19 protein-coding genes are annotated in these 22,542 nt (G+C 58.3%); 3 read left to right on the top strand and 16 right to left on the bottom strand.

Going from position 1 to position 22,542, the window contains the following annotated elements:
* From yqeC to MTP40_RS06495, 4 genes are read right to left on the bottom strand one after another with little or no spacing between them, the layout of a single operon-like run.
* On the bottom strand, positions 1-705 hold the full coding sequence (gene yqeC / locus MTP40_RS06510; protein ID WP_249260035.1) for a selenium cofactor biosynthesis protein YqeC: 705 nt from the start codon (positions 703-705) through the stop codon (positions 1-3).
* Positions 705-2,993 (bottom strand): xanthine dehydrogenase family protein molybdopterin-binding subunit, encoded by a 2,289-nt coding sequence (locus tag MTP40_RS06505; RefSeq protein WP_249260034.1) that lies wholly within the window; start codon positions 2,991-2,993, stop codon positions 705-707. Before MTP40_RS06505 ends, yqeC begins: the two co-directional genes overlap by 1 nt.
* Positions 2,990-3,463, bottom strand: a complete 474-nt coding sequence (locus tag MTP40_RS06500) for a (2Fe-2S)-binding protein (protein WP_005932760.1) — start codon at positions 3,461-3,463, stop codon at positions 2,990-2,992. Before MTP40_RS06500 ends, MTP40_RS06505 begins: the two co-directional genes overlap by 4 nt.
* A 6-nt stretch (positions 3,464-3,469) precedes the next feature.
* Positions 3,470-4,255 carry an FAD binding domain-containing protein gene (locus MTP40_RS06495; RefSeq protein ID WP_249260033.1) on the bottom strand — a complete coding sequence of 262 codons (786 nt, stop codon included), beginning with the start codon at positions 4,253-4,255 and terminating at the stop codon, positions 3,470-3,472.
* 109 nt (positions 4,256-4,364) lie between these two features.
* Between MTP40_RS06495 and MTP40_RS06490 the strand changes: the two genes are divergently transcribed.
* Complete coding sequence (locus tag MTP40_RS06490) at positions 4,365-5,027, top strand: nucleotidyltransferase family protein (protein WP_249260032.1); 663 nt, start codon at positions 4,365-4,367, stop codon at positions 5,025-5,027.
* Positions 5,028-5,094: 67 nt separating this feature from the next.
* Here MTP40_RS06490 and MTP40_RS06485 read toward each other — a convergent pair whose 3' ends face one another.
* The 9 genes from MTP40_RS06485 to coaD form a co-directional block, all read right to left on the bottom strand.
* Positions 5,095-6,495 carry a uracil-xanthine permease family protein gene (locus MTP40_RS06485; protein ID WP_249260031.1) on the bottom strand — a complete coding sequence of 467 codons (1,401 nt, stop codon included), beginning with the start codon at positions 6,493-6,495 and terminating at the stop codon, positions 5,095-5,097.
* A gap of 161 nt (positions 6,496-6,656) precedes the next feature.
* The gene (locus MTP40_RS06480; protein ID WP_249260030.1) at positions 6,657-8,183 is read right to left on the bottom strand and encodes a DUF3794 and LysM peptidoglycan-binding domain-containing protein; all 1,527 of its coding nucleotides are present in this window, start codon (positions 8,181-8,183) and stop codon (positions 6,657-6,659) included.
* 157 nt (positions 8,184-8,340) lie between these two features.
* Complete coding sequence (gene acrA, locus MTP40_RS06475) at positions 8,341-9,435, bottom strand: acryloyl-CoA reductase electron transfer subunit beta (RefSeq protein WP_005932752.1); 1,095 nt, start codon at positions 9,433-9,435, stop codon at positions 8,341-8,343.
* A gap of 21 nt (positions 9,436-9,456) precedes the next feature.
* The gene (gene acrB, locus MTP40_RS06470; protein WP_005932750.1) at positions 9,457-10,251 is read right to left on the bottom strand and encodes an acryloyl-CoA reductase electron transfer subunit gamma; all 795 of its coding nucleotides are present in this window, start codon (positions 10,249-10,251) and stop codon (positions 9,457-9,459) included.
* Positions 10,252-10,268: 17 nt separating this feature from the next.
* Entirely contained in the window at positions 10,269-11,438 is a 1,170-nt protein-coding gene (locus tag MTP40_RS06465; RefSeq protein ID WP_005932748.1) for an acyl-CoA dehydrogenase, read from the bottom strand.
* Positions 11,439-11,557: 119 nt separating this feature from the next.
* The gene (locus MTP40_RS06460) at positions 11,558-12,430 is read right to left on the bottom strand and encodes a 3-hydroxyacyl-CoA dehydrogenase family protein (RefSeq protein WP_156065689.1); all 873 of its coding nucleotides are present in this window, start codon (positions 12,428-12,430) and stop codon (positions 11,558-11,560) included.
* Between the two features lie 39 nt (positions 12,431-12,469).
* Complete coding sequence (locus MTP40_RS06455) at positions 12,470-13,255, bottom strand: enoyl-CoA hydratase-related protein (protein WP_098922489.1); 786 nt, start codon at positions 13,253-13,255, stop codon at positions 12,470-12,472.
* A gap of 116 nt (positions 13,256-13,371) precedes the next feature.
* Positions 13,372-14,586 carry an acetyl-CoA C-acetyltransferase gene (locus MTP40_RS06450; RefSeq protein ID WP_249260029.1) on the bottom strand — a complete coding sequence of 405 codons (1,215 nt, stop codon included), beginning with the start codon at positions 14,584-14,586 and terminating at the stop codon, positions 13,372-13,374.
* An 88-nt stretch (positions 14,587-14,674) separates the two neighbouring features.
* Positions 14,675-15,178, bottom strand: a complete 504-nt coding sequence (gene coaD / locus MTP40_RS06445) for a pantetheine-phosphate adenylyltransferase (protein WP_005932740.1) — start codon at positions 15,176-15,178, stop codon at positions 14,675-14,677.
* Positions 15,179-15,552: 374 nt separating this feature from the next.
* Here coaD and MTP40_RS06440 point away from each other — a divergent pair, with 374 nt between their 5' ends.
* On the top strand, positions 15,553-16,899 hold the full coding sequence (locus MTP40_RS06440) for a butyryl-CoA:acetate CoA-transferase (RefSeq protein ID WP_249260028.1): 1,347 nt from the start codon (positions 15,553-15,555) through the stop codon (positions 16,897-16,899).
* A 51-nt stretch (positions 16,900-16,950) separates the two neighbouring features.
* Positions 16,951-18,162, top strand: coding sequence for an AI-2E family transporter (locus MTP40_RS06435; protein ID WP_156057923.1), 1,212 nt, complete (start codon positions 16,951-16,953; stop codon positions 18,160-18,162).
* Between the two features lie 209 nt (positions 18,163-18,371).
* On the opposite strand, the gene MTP40_RS06430 is transcribed toward MTP40_RS06435, so the two are convergent.
* The 3 genes from MTP40_RS06430 to MTP40_RS06420 form a co-directional block, all read right to left on the bottom strand.
* Entirely contained in the window at positions 18,372-19,796 is a 1,425-nt protein-coding gene (locus MTP40_RS06430) for a radical SAM protein (RefSeq protein ID WP_249260027.1), read from the bottom strand.
* 72 nt (positions 19,797-19,868) lie between these two features.
* Positions 19,869-21,644, bottom strand: a complete 1,776-nt coding sequence (locus MTP40_RS06425; protein WP_249260026.1) for an oleate hydratase — start codon at positions 21,642-21,644, stop codon at positions 19,869-19,871.
* A 148-nt stretch (positions 21,645-21,792) separates the two neighbouring features.
* Entirely contained in the window at positions 21,793-22,383 is a 591-nt protein-coding gene (locus MTP40_RS06420; protein WP_242700784.1) for a TetR-like C-terminal domain-containing protein, read from the bottom strand.
* Between the last annotated feature and the right edge of the window lie 159 nt (positions 22,384-22,542).

The raw sequence follows: 22,542 nt of genomic DNA, 5'->3' as shown, positions 1-22,542 counted from the left end.
TCATGCACGCTCCCTTTCATCAAAATAAGTCAACACGCCCTGCACCTCATATTTTTCGCGCAGGAGCGCGAGGGTCTGTTCGCCCGCGGCAATGCGGGCGGGGGCATCCGCCTGATTGAGCACCACAGAAAAACGGCGGTTCCCTACCAGTTTTCGTCCCCCCTGCTCACTGGCCAGCAGCCTTGCCAGCAGCTCCGGGGTCAGAAGCGTTTCGGGGGCTGCGCCCAGCAGGGCGCAGGCCTGCTTCAGCCGGAAGCAGACCTCCCGCAGAGGTCTGCCCAGCGCAGACAATCCTGCCACGGCCAGCACGATATCGCTTTCCGGCAGCAGCACCGGTTCATGGGCCGCCGGAACTTTGCAGGGCATCCGTTTTGCACCGTCCGCTTCCAGAAGAACCATATCCGCCTGTGCCATCCAGCAGGTCAACTGCTCCGGCGGCAGGGCGGTCAGCTTGCCCTGCTCTGCCGGGACACCGGCCACGGCATATTGCCCTGCCGCCCAGAGGGACGCAAGAGCGGCTTCATCTGCGGCATAATTCTCCCCCGGCTGCCGGATGTGGGTGGTGGTGCTCACCAGCACCCGCCAGCCTTTGGCGGCACAATGCCGGGCAAAGGCATAGAGCAGGGTGGTTTTTCCGCCGCCGCCCACCAGCGAGACCACATGGCCCTTTTCTGCCAGAAACGGAAATTGTTTTTCCGAAAGCATCAGCGGTTTTCTTCCACCGCCATGGCGACCTGCTCCGGGGTGATGGGCAGCTCGTAGAAGCGGGTGCCGATGGCATTGTAGATGGCATCCGCGATGGCGGGCAGCGGGGTATTGATGACCACCTCACCGATGGATTTTGCACCAAACGGGCCGTTGGGCTCGTAGCTGCTCTCAAACTCCACCCGGATGTGGCCGATGTCCACACGGGCGGGGATCTTATACTGCATAAAGGAATTTTCCATCGGCCAACCCTTGGCATCGTAGGTGATGTTCTCGGTCAGGGCCATGCCAATGCCCTGCAGAATGCCGCCCTCGGCCTGCACACGGGTCAGGTTGGGGTTGATGGGGGTGCCGCAGTCCACGCAGGCGGCATAATCCACCACCTTGACCTCGCCGGTCTCCTTATCCAGCTCAATTTCAGCTGCACCGACCATGTAGGGCGGGGGCGAAAGGGGCGAGGTGTGGGTCTCGGTGATCTCCAGCGGCACCATGTGGCCGAACTGGGAGGCGAAGGCCACCTCAGAGAGAGAGACCCTCTTCTCAGGGTCTGCGTTCAGGGAGACGAACTTGCCGTCAAAATCCACAGCATCTTCGGTCGTCTGGAGCAGCTCCGCGCCCAGCTTGCAGATCTGGCCGCGCAGCCGCAGGGCGCACTTTTCCACTGCCTTGCCGGTGACATAGGTGGTAGAGGAAGCGTAGGAGCCGGAGTCATAGGGCGAGGTATCGGTATCCGCGCCAAAGACGGTGATATTGTCCAGGTCACAGTCCAGCACCTCGGCGGCGATCTGAGCCAGCGTGGTGTCACAGCCGGTGCCCATATCGGCAGCGCCGATGATGAGGGAGTAGAACCCGTCATCGTTTACCTTGAGGGTGGCACTGCCCACATCCATGCCGGAAATGCCGGAGCCCTGCATGGCCATGCCCATACCCACGGCACGCACCTTGCCATTGCCAAGGTCGCGCACAGGGTACTTGTTGTCCCAGTCGATCATCTCGTGGACTTTTTTCAGACAGCGATCCAGCGCGCAGCTGGTGTTCACAGCGCCGTAATAGGCGGGCATCACATCGCCCTCTTTGACGATGTTCATTTCACGGATCTTGAAGGGGTCCATGTGGAGTCTGGCGGCCAGCTCGTTGACAGCAGATTCCACCGCAAACAGGCCCTGGGTCGCACCATAGCCGCGGTACGCACCGGCAGACATGTGGTTGGTGTAGACCACGTCGCTGACAAAACGGAAGGCTTGGGCCTTGCCGTACAGCGGGATGGACTTGTGGCCGGAAAGGCCCACCGTTGTGGGGCCGTGCTCGCCGTAGGCACCGGTGTTGGACAGGGTATAGAGGTCGATGCCCTTCACGATGCCGTCCTTGGTGGCACCCAGACGGACGTGCATCTCCATCTCGTGGCGGGGCGAAGATGCGGTCTGGCTCTCTTCGCGGGTGAAGATCAGCTTACAGGGCTTCTTGGTCTTCCAGGTAACAAAGGCCGGATAGATGGCCGAGACCGCCGTCTGCTTGGCACCAAAGCCGCCGCCGATGCGGGGTTTGATGACGCGGATCATGGATTTGGGGATGTGCAGGGCGTTTGCCACATTGCGGCGGGTATGGAACACGATCTGGGTCGAGCTGAGGATGTTCAGCCGTCCGTACAGGTCCATCCAGCAGCAGGTGCGGAAGGTCTCCATCATGGCCTGCTGGCAGGCCTTGGTGTGGTAGACACGGTCGATGACAACATCGCACTTTGCCAGCACGGCATCGATGTCGCCGTCGCCGCACGCATCGTGGGCACAGAGATTGCGCTTGTTGTCGGCACCCACGGGGCTCAGGCTCTCCCAGTTGTCCTCCGGGTGGACAAGGATGGGGTTATCCTTCGCAGTGTGGAAATCCAGCACCGGCTCCAGCACCTGATACTCCACCTTGATGAGCTTCATGGCTTTCTCGACACACTTCTCATCCTTGCCCACCACAATGGCCACCACGTCCCCCACAAAGCGGACGTGGCGGTCAATGACCAGGCGGTCGTAGGGGCTGGCTTCGGGGTAGGTCTGGCCGGCCTGCGTGTAGCGGCGGGCGTTCTGGTCCACATCCTCCCAGGTGAAGATAGCCTCGATGCCGGGCACCTTTTTGGCCACGGACGTGTCGATGCGCTCCACCATGGCGTTGGCATGGGGTGAGCGGTACAGCTTGACGATCAGGCAGTCTGCCGGGGCCAGATCATCCATGTAAACGGGCTTGCCGGTCACAAGCTGCATGGCATCCTTTTTGCGGAATGCTTTGTTGACGTTTTTCATTCGGCACCCTCCTGTTTTGCTTTTTTCCAGGCGAGGAAATTCTGGATGCCTCGCAGCTGACCCTCGTAGCCGGAGCAGCGGCAGAGGTTGCCCGCAAGATATTCCTTGATCTCCTCCTCAGTGGGGTATTCCTTTTCCCGGAAGAGGGCGAGGGCGTTCATAATAAAGCCCGGGTTGCAGAAGCCGCACTGCTCTGCACCCTGATCGGCGATAAAAGCACCGAACTCAGCAGCCTCCTCCTGCAGGCCCTCCAGCGTGGTCACCCTGTGGCCGTCGGCACGGGCTGCCAGCACAGAGCAGGACAGCACCGGCACATCGTCCAGAAAGACGGTGCACAGGCCGCAGTTGGAGGTCTCACAGCCGCGCTTGACACTGTAACAGCCGTGTGCGCGGACAAAATCGATGAGCAGGGTGTCCGGTGCGGCCTCTGCCGTGACTTTGGTTCCGTTCAGAATAATATTCACCTGCATCTTGTCTCACCTATTCCCTTCCAATTTCAGCACAGCGCGCTTGACCAGCACCCCGGCCAGATGATTGCGGTATTCCGCACTGCCGCGCATGTTGCTCTCCGTCCGGATGTTTGCCCGCACCTCAGCGGCAAAGCGGGCGGCGGTCAGCTCCGGCGTTTCGGCGGCATTGGGCTGCAGGGTATACAGCACTGCCTTACCGGGCCGGGCACCAATGGCGACCCGGAAGCCCCCGGCCGTTTTCGCGGCGGCACAGGTCAGCACCGGGAAATCCGTCTGGCTGTTGCGCACCGACTGATAGCAGAATGCTGCCTGCTCTTTCGGCACGATGACCCGTACCAGGATATCCCTGTCGTACGGGCGCTGAGCATACTCCGAAAGCGGCACGATGCCGCCCTTGTAGAGCTCCACCGAGGCGTTCAGGGCCAGGAACATGGTCAGAACATCGGAAAAGCCAAAGCGGCTGTAAATACTGCCGCCCACGGTAGCAAGGCTGCGCAGCTGTACGCCCACAATGTGGCGCACAGATTCCCGCACAGCGCCCTCCGTGTAGGCATTGAGCCCCTCGTGGAGCTCGATCTGCCGCAGGGGCACCATGGCCCCGATGGAAAAGCCCTCGGCCGTTTCCTCAATTTTGTCCAGCCCAAGGCCCGACAGGTCGATGGCGGTGCCGACATTGATATTCTCCATCTTGAGCCAGATCATGCCGCCGATGACCCGATTGTTTCGCTTCTGGTTGAGCTGCCAGGCTTCCTCGAGGCTTTCGGCCCGTTTGTATTCCCGGATCGTCATCATACGCAGTACCTCTCTTTTTTTGATTGCTACTTTTATTTTATCACAAAATCCCTTATAATGCCACTGGAAAGACTGCCGCAGATCCGGCAGATTCAGGAGGAATGATTTTATGGCAGAGTTGTTCAGAAAAAACGCCCGCCCTCCGGTGGGGTGCGTCATCATGGCATCGGGGCTGGCCCGGCGGTTCGGCTCCAACAAGCTGCTGGCCGATTTCGGGGGCCGCCCCCTGCTCTGCCGGGCGCTGGAGGTCACCGCCACCCCCGCCCTTGCCGCCCGGGTGGTCGTGACCCGCTCTGCCGAGGTAAAGGCCCTGTGTGACGCACAGGCCGTTCCCTGCCTGCTCCACAGCCTGCCGGGCCGGAACGACACCGTTCGGCTGGGGCTGGAGGCGCTGCTGGAGCAATGCCCCAACCTTGCAGGCTGCATCTTCCTGCCCGGAGATCAGCCCCTGCTGCAGCGGGAGACGCTGGAAGCGCTGATCACTGCTTTTGCCCAGACACAAAAAGAAACAGAGCGGGCGATCTTCCGGCTGGGAGCCCGGGCCGCAGATGGCCCGGACACCGTTGTCGGAAGTCCCGTTCTGTTTGAATGCGGATATTTTCCCGCTCTGCGCACCCTGCCCGAGGGCAAGGGCGGCAGTGTTGTACTCAAGGCTCACCCTGAGCAGGTACAGATCGTTTACGCCCAGCGGCGGGAAGAACTGCTGGATGCAGATACGCCGGAAGCTCTGGAGGAGCTCTCCGCCATTGCTGCGCAATGGTGCTTCCCCTGACAGGAGAGGCAAGGGCACTTCTTGGCTCCTCTGTCAGGGGAGCTGTCACCGAAGGTGACTGAGAGGTTTATACGGCCTTATCGTCCTTGGGCAGCAGCACGTTCAGCACAATGGCCACAAAGGCTGCGGGCACGATGCCGCTCTCGCCGCAGATCAGCTGGAAGAACTGGGGGGTGTGTGCCAGGATGCTGGCATTGGCACCCATGCCGTAGCCCACGCCCAGTGCAACGGAAACGATGGTCAGGGTGCGCGGGGTCATCTTTTCCTTGGTAATGAGCTGGATGCCGGACACCACGATGGAAGAGAACATCATCACGGCAGCACCGCCCAGAACGGCCTGCGGCATGATGGAGACCAATGCACCCAGCTTGGGGATCAGGCCGCAGAGGATCAGGAAGATGGCACCGGTAGCCAGTGCACCGCGGTTGACGACCTTGGTCATGGAAACCAGGCCCACGTTCTGGCTGAAGGAGGTGTTGGGCAGAACGCCGAAGCAGGCGGCAAAGGAAGAGCCCAGGCCGTCGCAGATAACACCGCCGGACAGCTCCTTATCGGTGGCCTCACGGCCCATGCCGCCCTCCATCACGCCGGAGATATCGCCCACGGTCTCCACAGCGGTGACGATGAACATGATCAGCACGGGCAGGATGGCGCGCATATCAAAAATGATCTTGACGGGGACCAGCTTGGGGATGGCAAACCAATCGGCCTGTGCCACCTTGCCCCAGTTCAGCACCCATGCCTTGGTGAACTCCACACCCTCGGCGGTGACACCGGTGGTGGGCAGGACAAAGCCCATGATAAAGGCAGCCAGATAGCCCGCCACGATGCCGATGAGGATGGAGGAGGAGCTCAGGAAGCCCGTGGTCCAATGCTTGAAGAACAGGATCACCACCAGCACGAACACGGCCAGCAGCAGGTTTTCCGCGGAACCGAAGTCCTTGGCTGCGTTGCCGCCGCCAAAGGAGTTGACACCCACGGAGATCAGGGACAGACCGATGGACAGCACCACCGTACCGGTGACCACCGAGGGGAAGAACTTGCGCAGGGGCTTGAGGAAGAAGCCCAGCACAGTCTCGAACAGGCCGCCCAGAATGGAAGCGCCCATGATGGCACCGTAGGCCAGCACGCCGCCGCCCATGGAAGCAGCCACACTGTTGAACACGCCCAGGAAGCCGGAGCTGGTGCCCATGATGATGGGGACCTGACCGCCCACAGGGCCGATGGAGAACAGCTGCACCAGCGTGACCACACCGGCCACGAACATGGCGTTCTGCAGCAGGCTGACCTGCAGGTCAGCAAACTCACCGCCTGCAAGGCCGCAGGCACTGGTGATGATAAGAAGCGGGGTCAGGTTGCCCACGAACATGGCAAATACATGCTGCAGGCCCAGCGGGATGGCCTGGCGAAGGGGCATCTTGGCATCAAACTGGTATGCGCCCTTCTCCAACTCGATATTTTTGATCATAACTTCTCCTTTATCTAAAAGGCTTTTTTACACGACAAAAATTATTATAGCAGAGCCTTTCTCAAATTGGGAGAGGTCCGGGATGTTTTTTGTTCATTTTTAGTTCATAAGTCATACTTTAGCTTTGAATTGTCCTTCTATGAAGTACAAAATCGGATGGATCAGCCCCCTGCTCCCGGCACCAGAAGCCTCCGAGGCGCATCAATGGCCGTGGTGCCCTCTGCAAGGTCGTTGGCGGCAAGCATCTGGGCCGGGGAGACATGGAACCGCCTGGCGATGGCAAACAGCTCCTCCCCCGCCTGTGCATAATAGATGCGCAGGCTGATCTCCGGGTCTGCCGGGATCAACGGCTCTCCCAGCGCGATGGAGCCCACACAGGTGTTTCCGCTCCGCTGTAGGATGGCTCCTTCTGCCTTGACGGAAAGGCTGACCTCCAGTGTGCCGTTTGCGCAGACACAGCGCAGGTCCTCGGCACGGAGCCAGCACTCCGGGATCAGCTCCGCATCCGAGGGCAGCTCCCGCTCCAGCGGCAGGGCAAGCTCCAACACCTTTTCATAGCTTTCCAGCTCCGAAAGGCTGTTCTCCCCAAAGGCAGTCACAGTTACCCGGCTGGTTAGCTCCCAGTTATTTTCCCTGTATGCCAGCAAGGCCGGGCCAAAGGAGGCAAAGCAGGCCAGAATTTTAGCCCCAGCGTCCGGCAGAGGGCCGGAGCCGGTCAGGGTCACGGTCTCATCCAGGGTGCAGGCCAGCGATTCCGTCTGTACCGTCTGCGGGGTCTGTTCTGTCTCAAATTTCGTGGAGAAGGCATCCGCCACGCACTGCAGCTGATAGGGCCTCCATGCCCGCAGGCGCAGCATCAGGGTGGCGGTCAGGCGGCTGGGTTCCTCCCCTTCTCCCTCCGTGAGCGTAAAGCCCACCGGCTCGGCCACGCAGAGGCAGCGGCAGTCCTCGCTCAGGCCGTCCACATCCAGCACCTGATTGAAGTTCAGGTTCACGCTCTGGCTCTGCAGTACCGGGTCGCCCTCGGCACGCCAGGCGCAGGAAACGACCAGCACGCCCTTGGCAACGGCTTTCCCGTTCAGGAGCTTGAGGTCTCCGACAGAGGCATTGCCGCTGAGGTCCAAAACGGCGGCGGGCGGCGTGGGAAAGCGGATCTCGCCTTCGACCGTGACCAGCTTTTCCAGCACAGCGGCACGCCGCACCCCGGAAAGGGTGAGCAATTTCTGCTCCACACCGCCATCCGACAGAGCCGTGATGACATCCGTTTTGACCTGCGTATGCACCGATACCACCAGCCCATACGCCCCCCGCACCTCGATGCGGCGCGGGTTGACGGTGCGACAGTTCAGATATTCGGTCTGGCCTTCCACCTGCACGGCCCATGCCGTGAAGACGAACTCCGGCAGGTCAAGCAGCTTGGTAAAGGGGAGCTTCTGCTCGGTCTGGCACAGACCCGCCCCATCCTCCCCCTGATAATAGACCACACAGCGCAGATATCCCTCCAATTGCAGCTTGCCGGGCTGCAGCCGCTTTTGCAGCACCACCGGCCTGACAAAGCACTTGACCAGCTTAAACACCGGTGGCAGATAATCAGAGATCAGGATCTCTGTTTCCAGCGGCAGCTCTGCCTTAAGGGTACAGTTTGTCCCCGCCGCCGGCAGGGCATCCCGAAAGATCTTCAACTCCATGGTACGCGCTCCTTTCCTGTCCGCTCTTGGTGTCATTTTATTCCGGGAACAGGTGGGATAGAACGGAGCGCTTTTCCGGAGACGCAAAAAGCCGCCGCACAGCGTTTCCACTGCGCGGCGGCCTTATCACAATCAGGGTTCGGGGAAAATCAGATGCTTATTCAGCAGCCTTGGCAGCCTCGATCTGCTTGATCAGCTCGGGAACGACCTTGAACAGATCGCCCACGATGCCGTAGTCAGCAACACCGAAGATAGGTGCGCTCTCGTTCTTGTTGACGGCGATGATGCACTCGGAATCCTGCATACCAGCGGTGTGCTGGATGGCACCGGAAATGCCCAGAGCAACATAAATCTTGGGGTGGACCGTCTTACCGGTCTGACCGACCTGATGGTCAGCGGTCATCCAACCTGCATCGGTAACGGCACGGGAAGCACCCACAACGCCGCCGCCCAGTGCAGCAGCCAGCTGCTCAGCCAGCTCGATGCCCTTGTTGACATCCTTGCTGATGCCGCGGCCAACGGAGACGATGACATCGGCACCGATCAGATCGACCAGCTTCTCAGCAGCCTTCTCGACGCTCAGGACCTCGGTCTTGATGTCGGCAGCGGACAGCTCGAAAGCAGGCTTCACGATCTGGCAGGCATCTGCCTTAGCCTGATCGAAGGGAGCCTTCTTCATAACGCCGGGACGCACGGTGGACATCTGGGGACGGAAGCGGGGGCAGATGATGGTAGCCATCAGATGGCCGCCGAATGCGGGACGGGTCATCTTCAGGTTGCGGTCTTCCATATCGAACTTCTGCTTGGACAGATCGATGGTGGAGCTCTCCTTCAGGAAGTCGATGTACTTTGCAGTGTCGATATCCAGGTGGGTAGCATCAGCGGTCAGGCCGGTGTGCAGGCGGGCTGCGCAGCGGGGGCCCAGATCGCGGCCAATGTTGGTGGCACCGATCAGCAGGACCTCGGGCTTGTACTCGTTGACCATGTCGCAGACGACCTTGGCGTATGCGTCCGTGGTGTAATCCTTCAGCAGGGGGCTGTCGCAGACCATGACCTTATCAGCGCCATAGCCGCCCAGCTCCTTGGCAATGCCGTCCACGTTATCGCCCAGCAGCAGGCCGGTGACTTCGCAGTTCAGCTCATCAGCCAGCTTGCGGGCCTCGCTGACCAGCTCGAAATCGGTGGGCATCAGTTTGCCCTGGCGCTGCTCGCAAAAGACCCAAACGCCCTTGTACTCGTTAAAATCAGCCATTGTAATCCTATGCTCCTTTCATCAGATCAGGTGCTTCTTGGCCAGGATACCTGCCAGCTGTGCGGCGGTGTCGTCGCCAGTCAGCATGGTGCCTGCGCCCTTCTGCGGAGGAGTGAAGGACTTAAAGACGTTCGTCGGAGAACCCTTCAGACCGATGGTGTCGACCTCGATCAGCGGATCATCCTTCAGAGCGTTGTAATCGAACACTTCCATGGGCTTGTCGTAGCAGGTGAAGATGCCATTGACGCTCATGTAACGGGGCTGGTTCAGCTCCTTGATGCAGGTCAGCAGGCAGGGAGTCTGCACCTTGACCATCATGTAGCCGTCTTCCAGCATACGCTTCACGGTCAGGGTGTTGCCATCCTTCTGGATGTCAGCCACATAGGTGACCTGAGGCAGATGCAGCTTTTCAGCGATCTGGGGGCCGACCTGTGCGGTGTCGCCATCAATTGCCTGACGGCCGCAGAACACAACGTCCTCAGGGCCAACGCCGATCTTATTGACAGCAGCAGCCAGGATCTGGCTGGTTGCAAAGGTATCGGAACCGCCGAACTCACGGCCGGAGACCAGAACAGCCTTGTCCGCGCCGCGGGCCAGCAGCTCACGCAGCATTCCCTCGGCCGGAGGAGGACCCATGGTGATGACAACGACTTCGCAGCCGGTAGCGTCCTTGAGCTTCAGAGCAGCCTCCAGAGCGTTCAGGTCATCGGGGTTGGTGATGGTGGCCATAGAGGCACGATCCAGAGTACCGTCTGCCTTGACGGCGACTTTGCCGGAGGTATCAGGAACCTGCTTTACACAAACAATTGCTTTCATTGTAAATCTTACCTCCCTTACTTCAGCAGAGCGCCGGAAATGACCATCATCTGCACTTCGCTGGTGCCCTCGTAGATCTCAGTGATCTTGGCATCACGCATCATGCGCTCGATGGGGTAGTCACGGGTGTAGCCGTAACCGCCGAACAGCTGCAGGCAGCGGCGGGTCACATCGCTTGCGGTGCGGGCTGCGATCAGCTTAGCCTGAGCAGCCTCCACGCTGTAACGGACCTTTGCGCCGTCCATGGCCTGCTGCTTCTTCAGAGCGGCAGCGTAGACCAGATACTTGGCAGCCTCAACGCGGGCCTTCATCTCAGCCAGCTCAAACTGGGTGTTCTGGAATGCGGAGATGCTGCGGCCAAACTGCTTGCGCTCCTTGACGTAGGCAACGGTCTCCTCCAGAGCGCCCTCGGCAATGCCCAGAGCCTGAGAAGCGATGCCGATACGGCCGCCGTCCAGGGTAGCCATGGCCAGCTGGAAGCCCTTGCCGCGCACGCCCAGCATACGATCCTTCGGGATACGGCAATCCTCGAAGATCAGCTCGCAGGTGGAAGAACCACGGATGCCCATCTTATCCTCAGCCTTGCCGACGGAGAAGCCCGGATCGGTGCGCTCAACGATGAAGGCAGAGCACAGCTTGGTGGGGCGGCCCTTCTTATCCAGAACGCGGTCGGTGACAGCGATGACGATAAAGACATCAGCGAAACCGGCGTTGGTGATGAAGATCTTGGAGCCATTCAGAACCCAGCAGTCATCCTCTTCCTTGGCAATGGTCTGCTGACCCTGTGCATCGGTACCAGCGCCCGGCTCGGTCAGGCCGAAAGCGCCCAGCCACTCACCGCTGCAGAGCTTGGGCAGATACTTTGCCTTCTGCTCGGGGGTGCCGTTCTCATAAATAGGAGCAGCGCACAGGCTGGTGTGAGCGGAGACGATGACACCGGTGGTGCCACAGACCTTGCTCAGCTCCTCCACTGCCATGACGTAGGACAGCACATCGCCGCCTGCACCGCCGACAGAGGTGGGGAAGTAAATGCCCATCATGCCCAGCTTGCCCATCTTCTCGACGGTCTCTTTGGGGAAGTACTCTTCTGCATCAACCTTCTTAGCCAGGGGCTTGACTTCGTTTTCAGCAAACTCACGGTACATCTTCTGCACCATCTGCTGCTGCTTGGACAGAGTAAAATCCATCGCTATATCCTCCTAACGGGTGTTTTTTATCTCCCGGGGTCGGGGTTCTCCCCTTCCCGGTTGCAAACAAATTCCTCCCGACCGCTTTCCCCACGGCCGGGAGAAATGTTTATCAGAAATTACAGCTGGTCAACAGGGGTCTTGGTGCGGTCTGCGTTGTAAACGTAGAAGCCCTTGCCGGTCTTGCAGCCCAGGTTGCCGCCGCGAACCATCTTGCGGATCAGCGGGCAGGCGCGATACTTGCTGTCGCCGGTCTCATGGTACAGGACATCCATGATGGCCAGGCAGATATCCAGGCCGATGAAGTCGCCCAGCTCCAGGGGTCCCATGGGGTGGTTGGCACCCAGCTTCATAGCGGTGTCGATGCCTGCGATATCAGAAACGCCCTCCATCTTGATGAAGGCAGCCTCATTGATCATGGGGATCAGGATGCGGTTGACCACAAAGCCTGCAGCCTCGTTGACCTGAACAGGGTTCTTGCCGATGGCCACGGAGATCTCCTTGATCTTCTCAACGGTCTCGGCGGGGGTGTTACAGCCAGCGATGACCTCGATCAGCTTCATGCGGTCAGCGGGGTTGAAGAAGTGCATACCGACCAGAGGACGGCTCAGGCCCTTGCCGATCTCGGTGATGGACAGAGAGGAGGTGTTGGAAGCGAAGATGCACTCGGGCTTGCAGATCTTATCCAGCTCGCCGAAAGTGGTCTGCTTGACCTTCATATCCTCAAAAGCAGCCTCAACGACCAGGTCGCAGTCTGCGCACAGATTTTCCTTCAGGCCCGGAGTGATGGCTGCAACGATCGCGTCAGCCTTTTCCTGGGGGATCTTGCCCTTAGCAACCAGCTTCTCGTAGCCCTTCTTGATCTTTGCCAGGCCGTTCTCAGCCCACTCCTGCTTGATGTCGCACAGAGCAACGGTGTTGCCCTCAACCTGTGCAAATGCCTTTGCGATGCCCTGGCCCATAGTGCCAGCGCCGATAACACCGATCTTCATAGGAAATCTCTCCTTTAATATCAAAAATTATGTAACGGATTAGTTGTTGGTGAACACTGCCTTGGGCTTCGGTTTCTCACGGCTCAGGAAGCAGGCCATGCCTTCCTGCTGATCGTGGGTCTCGAAGCAAGCACCGAACAGCTTCTCCTCAACTTCCACAGCCTTCTCAATGGGCAGGCTGATGCCACCGTTGATGGCCTTCTTGCAGTTGCGCACTGCAATGGGAGCGTTCTTGGCGATCTTGCCAGCCAGCTTCAGCACGTTCTCCATCAGTTCAGCCTGCGGATACACGGCGTTGACCAGACCAATGCGGTAGGCCTCGTCCGCCTTGATGTTCAGGGCAGAGTAGACCAGCTGCTTTGCCATGCCCATGCCGACCAAACGTGCCAGACGCTGGGTGCCGCCGAAGCCCGGGGTGATGCCCAGACCAACTTCGGGCTGACCAAACACGGCGTTGTCAGAGCAGATGCGGATGTCGCAGCTCATGGCCAGCTCATTGCCGCCGCCCAGTGCAAAGCCGTTGACGGCTGCAATGACGGGGATGGGGAAGCTCTCGATCATCAGGAACACGTCATTGCCCAGCTTGCCGAAGGCCTCGCCCTCTGCCTTGGTCATGGTGCTCATGGAGCCGATATCAGCGCCTGCAACGAAGCTCTTGTCGCCTTCGCCGGTCAGGACGATGCAGCGGATGGTCTCCTGATCGACAGCCTCAAAAGCTGCCTTCAGGTCTGCCAGAACCTCAGGGTTCAGGGCATTCAGTGCCTTGGGACGGTCGATGGTGATGATCTCGACAGCGCCCTGCACCTCGGTTTTTACAAAAGCCATTGTGAAAACCTCCAATTCAGATTCTCAGTGTTTCAAAACAGCTCCCGCGCCCCGGCAGAGTCTCCGGTCTGAGCCGGGGCGCGGGCTGTCATTCAATTCAATTCCAAAGGGGGAGCTTACATCTCAACGATGGTAGCGCAGCCCATGCCGCCGCCGATGCACAGGGTAGCCAGACCCTTGTGAGCACCACGGTGCTTCATAGCGTACAGCAGGGTGACCAGGATACGAGCGCCGGAAGCGCCGACCGGGTGACCCAGAGCGATTGCACCGCCGTTGACGTTCACCTTGCTCATATCGAAGTTCAAAGCCTGGCTGACAGCCACAGACTGTGCAGCAAATGCCTCGTTGGCCTCGATCAGGTCCATATCAGCAACAGTCAGGCCAGTCTTTGCCATGACCTTCTTGGTTGCTGCGATGGGGCCCAGACCCATGACCTCGGGCTCAACACCGGCCAGAGCGCCAGCGACCCAGGTTGCCAGAGGCTCAACGCCCAGCTCCTTGGCCTTTTCCTCGCTCATAATGACCAGAGCAGCAGCGCCATCGTTGATGGCGGAAGAGTTGCCTGCGGTCACGATGCCGTCCTTGGTGAAAGCGGGCTTCAGGGTTGCCAGCTTCTCGACCGGGGTCAGACGGGGGCCTTCATCGGTATCGAACACGGTGTCGCCCTTCTTACCCTTGATGACAACAGGAACGATCTCATCCTTGAAAGCGCCGTCCTTGATGGCCTTGTCAGCCTTGACCTGGCTGTTGTAAGAGAACTCATCCAGCATCTCGCGGTTGATGGGGCTGTAGCCGTACTTCTTCTGGAAGGTCTCGTTGGTGCAGACATTCTCAGCGGTCATGCCCATGTGCTTGTTGAAGCCGGTGGCATCCCACAGAGCATCGTTGACCATGGTATCGACCAGCTCGCTCTTGCCCATGGGAGCGCCCATGCGGTAGCCGTAACGGCCCTTCATCATTGCAAAGGGAGCCATGTCCATGTTCTCCATGCCGCCTGCGACCACGATATCAGCATCGCCTGCCTCGATCATCTGAGCAGCCATGTTCACGCAGTTCAGACCGGAACCGCAGACCACGTTGACGGTGACAGCGGGGGTCTCGATGGGCAGGCCAGCCTTCAGGGAAGCCTGACGGGCAACGTTCTGGCCCAGACCAGCCTGGATCACACAGCCCATGTAAACATGATCGACCTGCTCAGGCTTGACGTTTGCGCGGTTCAGAGCCTCCTTGATGACGATGGAGCCCAGCTCAGCAGCGGGGACGTTGGCAAGGGTGCCACCGAACTTACCAATGGCGGTACGGCATGCAGATGCGATAACGATCTTTTTCATGTGAATAGCCTCCTGATTGTGTATGTTGTGATTTAAGAAAGACTGTTTTATCAAAACGCCGAAGCGTTTCTTGCATAAGGAATGGGGGTCAGACGTTCTCTCCCCTGCTGCGCAGCTCGGCCATCTTCTGCTCCACGGCAGCTTCCACATTCGGAGTAACGAACTTGGAGATGCTGCTGCCGTAGCGAGCGGCTTCCTTTACAATGGTAGAGGAAAGATAGCTCCACTTGATGCTGGTTGCAAGGAACATGGTCTCAATGCCGGGCATCAGCGCGTGATTGGTCTGCGCCAGCTGGATCTCGTTTTCAAAATCCGTTACCGCCCGCAGGCCCCGCACCATGACCGAAGCGTGGCGCTTCTTGGCGAACTCCACGGTCAGGCCGTCGAAGCTCTCCACCGTGACATTGGGGATCCCCTTGCAGCATTCCTGCAGCAGGGCCACCCGCTCCTCCACGGTGAACAATGGGTGCTTTGCACTGTTGATGAGCACGGCCACGATCAGATGATCGTTGATCTTTGCCGCGCGCTTGATAATATCGAGATGACCTCGTGTGACCGGATCGAACGACCCGGGGTAAACTGCAGTTGCCATCGGTTTTGTCCTCCTTGCGCGCCTTTGAAAAGCGCATTGGTTCTGACATGATAGCACTTTCCAGTTTGCTGTGCAAGATGTTCTTTTCTTCTGCTACGGTGTATCGTTAATTTTTAAACAATCTTACCCGCAGTGCCACGCTGCATCCTGCTACGCTATAAGTAAAGCACATCGTCAAAATTTTATCAAGTATTTTTTGTGTAAAATTTATTTTTTGTGCACCAAAGAATCTCTACAAAAAGCTAAGATTTTTAGTTATATTGCATCCAGCCCTGTTTTTTGCTAGGAAAGTATTGATTCTCCCGTTTGTTAATGATATAACTAAGTTGGAATTTACAATTCCTTTATGTTATTGTAAGAGAGGATGGTTTATAATGGATTTTACGGAATTGTATGCGCAGAAGAAAATGACAGCTGACCAGGCTGCCGCGTTGGTCAAAAGCGGCGACTGGGTGGATTACGGCTGGGCCGTGAACACCCCCGTTGCAGTGGACGCTGCCATTGCAAAGCGTCTGCCCGAGCTGGAGGATGTCAACTTCCGCGGCGGCATCCTGATGTGGGTGCCCGCCATCTTCCAGATCGAGGATCCTGCTGCCCACATGACCTGGAACAGCTGGCACATGGGCGGCATTGAGCGCAAGGCCATCGCCCAGGGCTTCTCTTTCTACTCCCCCATCCGCTACTCTGAACTGCCCCGCTATTATCGCGACAGCTCTGACCCCGTGGATGTGGCGGTGTTCCAGGTGACCCCCATGGACGAGCATGGCTATTTCAACTTTGGCCCCTGTGCTTCCCACCTGGGTGCCGTCTGCGATAAGGCCAAGAAGATCATCGTTGAGGTCAACCGGAACATGCCCAAATGCCTGGGCGGCACCGAGAACTGGGTGCACATCTCCCAGGTTGCCGGTGTTGTGGAGGGCAGCAACCCGCCCATCGGCCAGATGGCCGCTGCCGGTGCCGCCACCGAGGTCGATCTGAAGGTAGCAAACCTCATCGTCCCGCAGATCCCCGACGGTGCCTGCCTGCAGCTGGGCATCGGCGGTATGCCCAACGCCATCGGCAACCTGATCGCGCAGAGCGACCTGAAGGATCTGGGCGTGCACACCGAGATGTATGTGGATGCCTTTGTGGATATTGCAAAGGCAGGCAAGATTACCGGCCGCCACAAGAATCTGGACAGGGGCCGTCAGGTCTACGCCTTTGGTGCAGGCACCCAGAAGATGTACGATTACCTGAACGACAACCCGGAGTGCATGGCCGCTCCCGTGGAGTACACCAACGACATCCGCAGCATCTCCGCCATCGACAACTTCATCTCCATCAACAATGCGGTGGATATTGACCTGTTCGGTCAGGTGAACGCGGAGAGTGCAGGCATCAAGCACATTTCCGGTGCAGGCGGTCAGCTGGACTTTGTTCTGGGCGCATACCTTTCCAATGGCGGCAAGAGCTTCATCTGCCTGTCCTCTACCTTTATGAATAAAAAGACCGGCAAGCTGGAGAGCCGCATCCGTCCTACCCTGGAAAACGGCAGCATCGTCACCGACACCCGCGCAAACGTGCACTACCTGTGCACCGAGTACGGCTGTGTGAACCTGAAGGGTCTGACCAGCTGGGAAAAGGCAGAAGCACTGATCAGTGTGGCACACCCCGATTTCCGGGACGAGCTGATCGCCGAAGCCGAAAAGCTGCACATCTGGCGCAGGAGCAACAAGCGCTGACATTGCCGCAGGGAATCCTGCTGTCTGCGGCAGGAATGGAGTTTCCATGACATGATGGACAAAAAACCGCATATCAAACCCTATCTCTACGGAATGTTCGCAGGCTTTGGCGCGATCAGCCTGAGCATCCTCTTCTTTTTCCTGATCTACCGCTTTCAGGGCTTCGGCAATGCCGTTTCAACCCTGACCGGCATCCTGATGCCCTTTATCTACGGCAGTGTCATTGCCTATCTGCTCAAGCCGGTGTGCAACTGGATTGAAGCATTTCTCCACAAGCTGTTCCCGGAAAGGATGCACCGCTTTGCCAACATGCTGGCCGTTGCTCTGACCATCCTGTTCGGCCTGCTGCTGATCTACGCTCTGATCATGATGATCGTGCCGCAGCTCATCAACAGCGTGACCGCCCTGTACTTCACGGCGCGGGACAACATCGGCGACTTTGTGGAGTGGATCTCCAAGCAGGAGTTCATTGCCAACAACAAAAAGCTGCTGGACTTCATCGAGAACTCTTACGACAGCCTGGATGCCAACCTGGATGCCTGGATCAAAAACACCCTGCTCCCCTCCATGCAGAACATCCTCAGCGGTGCCGCTGTGGGCGTGGTGAACGTGGTGACCTGGATCAAGAATTTCGTCATCGGCCTCATCGTTTCGGTGTATCTGCTGGCCAGCCGGAAGAAGTTCGGGCAGCAGGGCAAGCTCATCCTTTATAGTTTGGTCAAGCCCCGCTGGGCCGACCTCATCATGGAGGAAGTCCGTTACGCTGACCGGATGTTCGGCGGCTTCATCAACGGCAAGATCCTGGATTCTGCCATCATCGGCGTGCTGTGCTATATCGCCTGCCTGATCTTCAAGTTCCCCAGCGCCCTGCTGGTGTCGGTCATCATCGGCGTGACCAATGTTATCCCCTTCTTCGGCCCCTTCATCGGTGCCATCCCCGCCACCCTGCTCATTCTGATCCAGAACCCCATCAAGGCGCTCTGGTTCGTGCTGTTCGTTCTGGTGCTGCAGCAGGTGGACGGCAACATCATCGGACCCAAGATCCTGGGCAACACCACCGGCCTTTCCAGCTTCTGGGTGCTGTTCGCCATCCTGCTGTTTGGCGGCCTGTGGGGCTTTGTGGGCATGATCATCGGTGTGCCGCTCTTCGCGGTCATCTATGATGTCATCAAAAAGCTGGTGTTCCACGGCCTGAATCGCAACGACGAATCCGGCATGGTAAACCTCTATCACGATGCCTTCGGTGACCCCGACGACGAGTGATCCCAAACACAATAGAATCGCAAAACCGGCTCTGTCTCCTGCATGGGAGGCGGGGCCGGTTTTTGTATTCCTACCACACGATTTTCTCAGAGCAGCCGAGAAACGCAAAGCTCCCCCTTCCCGGCGCTGTCTCGGCGCTTGGGGAAGGGGGAGCTTCGGCTTTCAGGGCAGATATACCAAAAGGGGGATTTCAGGGGGAGTACCTGCAATTACTGCTGATTGGGCTTCCAATCCTTATAGTTCTCGTAACGGCTCTCGCGGATCTTGGTATGGGACCAGATCTCGTCGGCGGTCGGCTGCCAGTTGGCGGCGTAGCTCTTGCACTTGTCGCACAGATGATCCACGCTTTCCGGGCTCTGGAGGTCGGTGCTGTGGGCGCCGGTCTCGTGAACCATCTTGCGCAGCAGCTCGGGGTTTTCCAGCATGGGGCAGGGGCGCAGATGGTTCTTATTGAAGGGCTGGCCGTTGTGGTAGGCCATGAACAGCGGACTCTGCAGGATCTCCAGGATGCTGCTGTCGTGGATGTTGGCGTTGGAATAGTGGATGAACACGCAGGGCTCCGCGTCACCGGCCGAGTTGATGTGGAAGTAGTTGCGGCCGCCGGCAATGCAGCCGCCCACAAACTCGCCGTCGTTCTGGAAGTCCATGGGGTAGAACGGGATATCGCAGGCTTCACTGCGCAGATAGCGGATGCGCTGGATCATGTACTTGCGCTGCTCGGGAGAGGGCATCAGCTCAGGCGCTGCCTCGTTACCCACGGGCATGTAGTGGAAGTAGAAGCCAAAGTGTGCACCCTTATCGCAGAGGAAACGCATGAACTCATCGCTGGTAACGGCTTCGATGTTGTCGCGGGTGTAGCAGATGGAGGTGCCGAACAGGATGCCGTGCTCCTTGAGCAGATCCATCGCGCGCATAACGGCAGCATAGTGGCCCTCGCCGCGGCGGGCATCGTTGGTCTCCGGGGTGCCCTCGATGGACAGCATGAAGGCGATGTTGCCTAGACGGACGACCTCTTTGCAGAACGGTTCATCGATCAGGGTGGAGTTGGTATAGATGGCAAACTGCACATCGTTGTGCTTCTCGGCCAGCTTGAGGATATCAACCTTGCGCACCAGCGGCTCACCGCCGGTGAGCATGTACAGATAAACGCCCAGCTCCTTGCCCTCGGTGACGATCTTATCCATATCGTCAAAGCTCAGGTTGTTCTTGTGACCGTACTCACCGGCCCAGCAGCCCACGCAGTGCATATTGCAGGCGGAGGTGGGGTCAAACAGGATCAGCCAGGGAATGTTGCACTGATATTTGACACGATTCTCGCGGATGGTCTTGGTACCGCGGAAGAAGGCCTCATAGCCCAGGTTCAGGGCCGTGGTGCGGGCCACGTTGGGGTCCAGCTGGTTCAGCATACAGTTGATGAGCTTCGACCACTTGCTGTTGGGGTCGGTCAGGGTCTGCTTGGCATGTGCATAGGTCTCCTCGCTGAAGGAATCGCCGTAGAACTGCTTTGAAAGATCTACGATCTGTCCAACCGTCTTGGCGGGGTCCTTCTCGGCATGAGAAAGCACGAGATCCACAGTCTTGCCCAGTGCAGCACGCTGCATTTTGTGCGTCAGAGAATCAAATGCGGTATTCATTTTTATTTCCTCCAGATTCAATAGAATTTTACAGGGCTCTCTTCCCTGCCTGCCGGGCTGAATTCCCGGCGCTCAGATGATCTTATACTCCAGCAGCAGACGGCCCAGGTCGGTGTCCTGTACCTTTTCTACCGCTTTGCCCAGTGCAAATTTTTTGATCCAGTTCATTTTCAGATCACTCAGGGGTTTGCCATCCCGCAGCTGAACAGCGGCGTTCAGCAGGTCGCGGACATCGTAGGTGCTGCCCCAGACCTCCGGCACGCCCCGGTCGATATCCAGCAAGGTGTACACAGCTTCCATGCCGGTGCGCATGGAATACTCGGTGGTGAAGATGGTATCCCGCTTCGTCTCGGCAAATTGGCCGATGAAGGCAAAGTTCACTGCGCCCTCCGGCACCACCGCCGGGCGGTCGCCTGCGGTGCGGGGCATGAAGAAAGCTGTGATATAGGGCATCATCACAGGCACAGTATTGGCACTGTGCTCCGCCAGGTCCTCGATCTGGTTTTCGGGGACCCCCAGATGATACAGCCACTCCATGCAGATCTCTTTGCCGGTGCAATCCCGCATGGGCTTCTTGATGTAGTCACCGGGCGTGTTGCTGAACAGGCCGTAGATCCAGCCCACGAGCTGGCCCTTGGGCTGATCCCGGAACTGGGGCTGACGGTTGAATGTCCAGCTGAGCAGCCAGCCGGAATCCCGCGCCGTGACGATGCCGCCCGTGACAGTCCTGCCGCTGAAAGGGTCACGCTGGCAGATGTTCTGGATGTAGGGCACGATGCGTTCGTCCAGCGTGGTGACCGTGGCACTCATCCAGTTGGTCTGCTCCGGATCGGAGCAGAACTTCTCCGGGCGGCCAAAGGCCTCATCCTGCGCGGCGATCTTCTTCCACAGATCCCAGCCGTTGCCGGGCCGGAGGGTGGGGTTGAACACTGCAGGCTGATCCTGGGAGCCGATGGAGGTGCTTTCCACGCAGCCGCCGTTGGTGATGAACACCAGATCATTCTCGGTCAGGTCCACCCGTTCCGCTTCATCGTCCACCAGCAGGCAGATGGTCCTGGCCTGCTTTTTGCCCTCGGTCAGCTCAAACTCAATATTGGTGACCTTGGTGTTGTAGTGGAAGCGCACACCGTGTCCTTCCAGATAGCGGATCATGGGCAGGATCATGCTCTCGTACTGGTTGTACCGGGTAAAGCGCAGTGCCCGCAGATCAGGCAGACCACCCACATGGTGGATGTAGCGCTTCAGATAGAGCTTCATTTCCAGTGCGCTGTGCCAGTTCTCAAAGGCGAACATGGTGCGCCAGTAAAGCCAGAAGTTGGAAGAGAACACCTCCGCGTCAAAGACATCGGTGATGCGCTTATCATAGAGCTGCTCATCCGGGGTAAAAAAGAGCTTGATGAGTTCCATGCAGCCCTGATCCGAAAGACCGAACTTCCCATCGGTGTGGGCGTTCTGCCCCCGGTTTTCCGTGGCGCGGCAGAGCGAGTAGTTGGGGTCTGCCTTGTTCAGCCAGTAGTACTCATCCAGCACGCTTGCGCCCTCGGTCTCAAGCGACGGGATGGAACGGAACAGATCCCACATGACTTCAAAATGGTCATCCATCTCCCGGCCGCCCCGCATCACATAACCGATGCCGGGGTACTGGCAGCCATCACAGGCACCGCCGGGGATGGGTCCCTTTTCAAAGAGATGGATGTGTTCCCCTTTCATCTGACCGTCGCGGACCAGGTAGCAGGCAGCTGTCAGCGCCGCCAGACCGGTGCCCACGAGATAGGCCGATTTCCGATCCACTCCCGCAGGCTTTTTCGGGCGCGCAAAGGCCTCATAGTTCCCGCTGGAATAATACATTTTATTCCCTCCGTTTGCTGTGGTTTCCAGGTTTTCACCTTTCATTTTGCGCTGACCATACTGTAACATTTTGTCAAACGGAAGGCCATAAACAGAAAAAGCACCGTGATGGAAAACCCATCACGGTGCCCGGATTGATAAAATATTGTCAGTCGTCAAGATCTGCGGGGCTGCGGTCGGTGCGGAAGCGGCGGAGCGCCCGCTCAAGCTCGCCGTGGAGCAGAACATTCAGCCGCTCGGTCATCCGGACGGGGTCCTCCTTCATATCCCTGCGGATCCATTCCAGTGCCATGCCCACCAGCGCGTATTTGTAAAAGTCGATGATGAACTGCTTGTCGGAATCCTGCACGGTAAAGCCCTGCGCACTGCGGTCCACAAAGTCCCGCAGCATGGAGTCCAGCAGTTTATATAAGTACTGTTCCAACTGCTCACGGCTCACGGAGCGGTAAACATTCATCACCAGAACCTTGTTGTCCTGCACCTGATGCAGGATGTCCAGAAAGGCATCTGTCCAGTTCTCAAAGCTCTGTCTGCCCTCCAGCGCCTTGGCGGCATCCTCGACCATGATCCAGTCCACGAGGTCGTAGATGTCCTTGAAGTGGTAGTAGAAGGTCATACGGTTCACGCCGCAGTCCTCGGTGATATCATTGATGGTGATCTTATTCAGCGGCTTTTGAAGCAGCAGCTTTTTCAGCGATGCCTCCAACGCCCTTTTTGTAGTTTGCGACACGAGATCCATCCTTTCCCAGCGGCACACACTGTGCCGCTGACCGTGGTAGCCGCCCTATGGGGCCAGAGAAGTAAGAATACTTCCTTTATACTATAACGCAAATGCCCCCCGTTTTGCAAGTTCAAAATCTCTCATTTTGATATTTTTTTCACATTCCTCTCCATTTTG

This window comes from Faecalibacterium sp. IP-3-29, from assembly GCF_023347335.1.
GTDB classification, from domain to species: domain Bacteria; phylum Bacillota; class Clostridia; order Oscillospirales; family Ruminococcaceae; genus Faecalibacterium; species Faecalibacterium duncaniae.
Note: the sequence above shows the minus strand (reverse complement) of the source record. Positions and strands in the feature narration are given on the sequence as shown.

Bases quoted from the DNA above. Each gene is read 5' to 3' on its own strand.
- MTP40_RS06430 (WP_249260027.1), bottom strand. From the start codon at position 19,796: ATGAATACCGCATTTGATTCTCTGACGCACAAAATGCAGCGTGCTGCA.
- MTP40_RS06485 (WP_249260031.1), bottom strand. From the start codon at position 6,495: ATGATCAAAAATATCGAGTTGGAGAAGGGCGCATACCAGTTTGATGCC.
- MTP40_RS06435 (WP_156057923.1), top strand. From the start codon at position 16,951: ATGATGGACAAAAAACCGCATATCAAACCCTATCTCTACGGAATGTTC.
- MTP40_RS06495 (WP_249260033.1), bottom strand. From the start codon at position 4,255: ATGATGACGATCCGGGAATACAAACGGGCCGAAAGCCTCGAGGAAGCC.
- acrB (WP_005932750.1), bottom strand. From the start codon at position 10,251: ATGAAAGCAATTGTTTGTGTAAAGCAGGTTCCTGATACCTCCGGCAAA.
- acrA (WP_005932752.1), bottom strand. From the start codon at position 9,435: ATGGCTGATTTTAACGAGTACAAGGGCGTTTGGGTCTTTTGCGAGCAG.
- MTP40_RS06455 (WP_098922489.1), bottom strand. From the start codon at position 13,255: ATGGCTTTTGTAAAAACCGAGGTGCAGGGCGCTGTCGAGATCATCACC.
- yqeC (WP_249260035.1), bottom strand. From the start codon at position 705: ATGCTTTCGGAAAAACAATTTCCGTTTCTGGCAGAAAAGGGCCATGTG.
- coaD (WP_005932740.1), bottom strand. From the start codon at position 15,178: ATGGCAACTGCAGTTTACCCCGGGTCGTTCGATCCGGTCACACGAGGT.
- MTP40_RS06465 (WP_005932748.1), bottom strand. From the start codon at position 11,438: ATGGATTTTACTCTGTCCAAGCAGCAGCAGATGGTGCAGAAGATGTAC.
- MTP40_RS06450 (WP_249260029.1), bottom strand. From the start codon at position 14,586: ATGAAAAAGATCGTTATCGCATCTGCATGCCGTACCGCCATTGGTAAG.
- MTP40_RS06460 (WP_156065689.1), bottom strand. From the start codon at position 12,430: ATGAAGATCGGTGTTATCGGCGCTGGCACTATGGGCCAGGGCATCGCA.
- MTP40_RS06420 (WP_242700784.1), bottom strand. From the start codon at position 22,383: ATGGATCTCGTGTCGCAAACTACAAAAAGGGCGTTGGAGGCATCGCTG.
- MTP40_RS06425 (WP_249260026.1), bottom strand. From the start codon at position 21,644: ATGTATTATTCCAGCGGGAACTATGAGGCCTTTGCGCGCCCGAAAAAG.
- MTP40_RS06505 (WP_249260034.1), bottom strand. From the start codon at position 2,993: ATGAAAAACGTCAACAAAGCATTCCGCAAAAAGGATGCCATGCAGCTT.
- MTP40_RS06440 (WP_249260028.1), top strand. From the start codon at position 15,553: ATGGATTTTACGGAATTGTATGCGCAGAAGAAAATGACAGCTGACCAG.
- MTP40_RS06500 (WP_005932760.1), bottom strand. From the start codon at position 3,463: ATGCAGGTGAATATTATTCTGAACGGAACCAAAGTCACGGCAGAGGCC.
- MTP40_RS06490 (WP_249260032.1), top strand. From the start codon at position 4,365: ATGGCAGAGTTGTTCAGAAAAAACGCCCGCCCTCCGGTGGGGTGCGTC.
- MTP40_RS06480 (WP_249260030.1), bottom strand. From the start codon at position 8,183: ATGGAGTTGAAGATCTTTCGGGATGCCCTGCCGGCGGCGGGGACAAAC.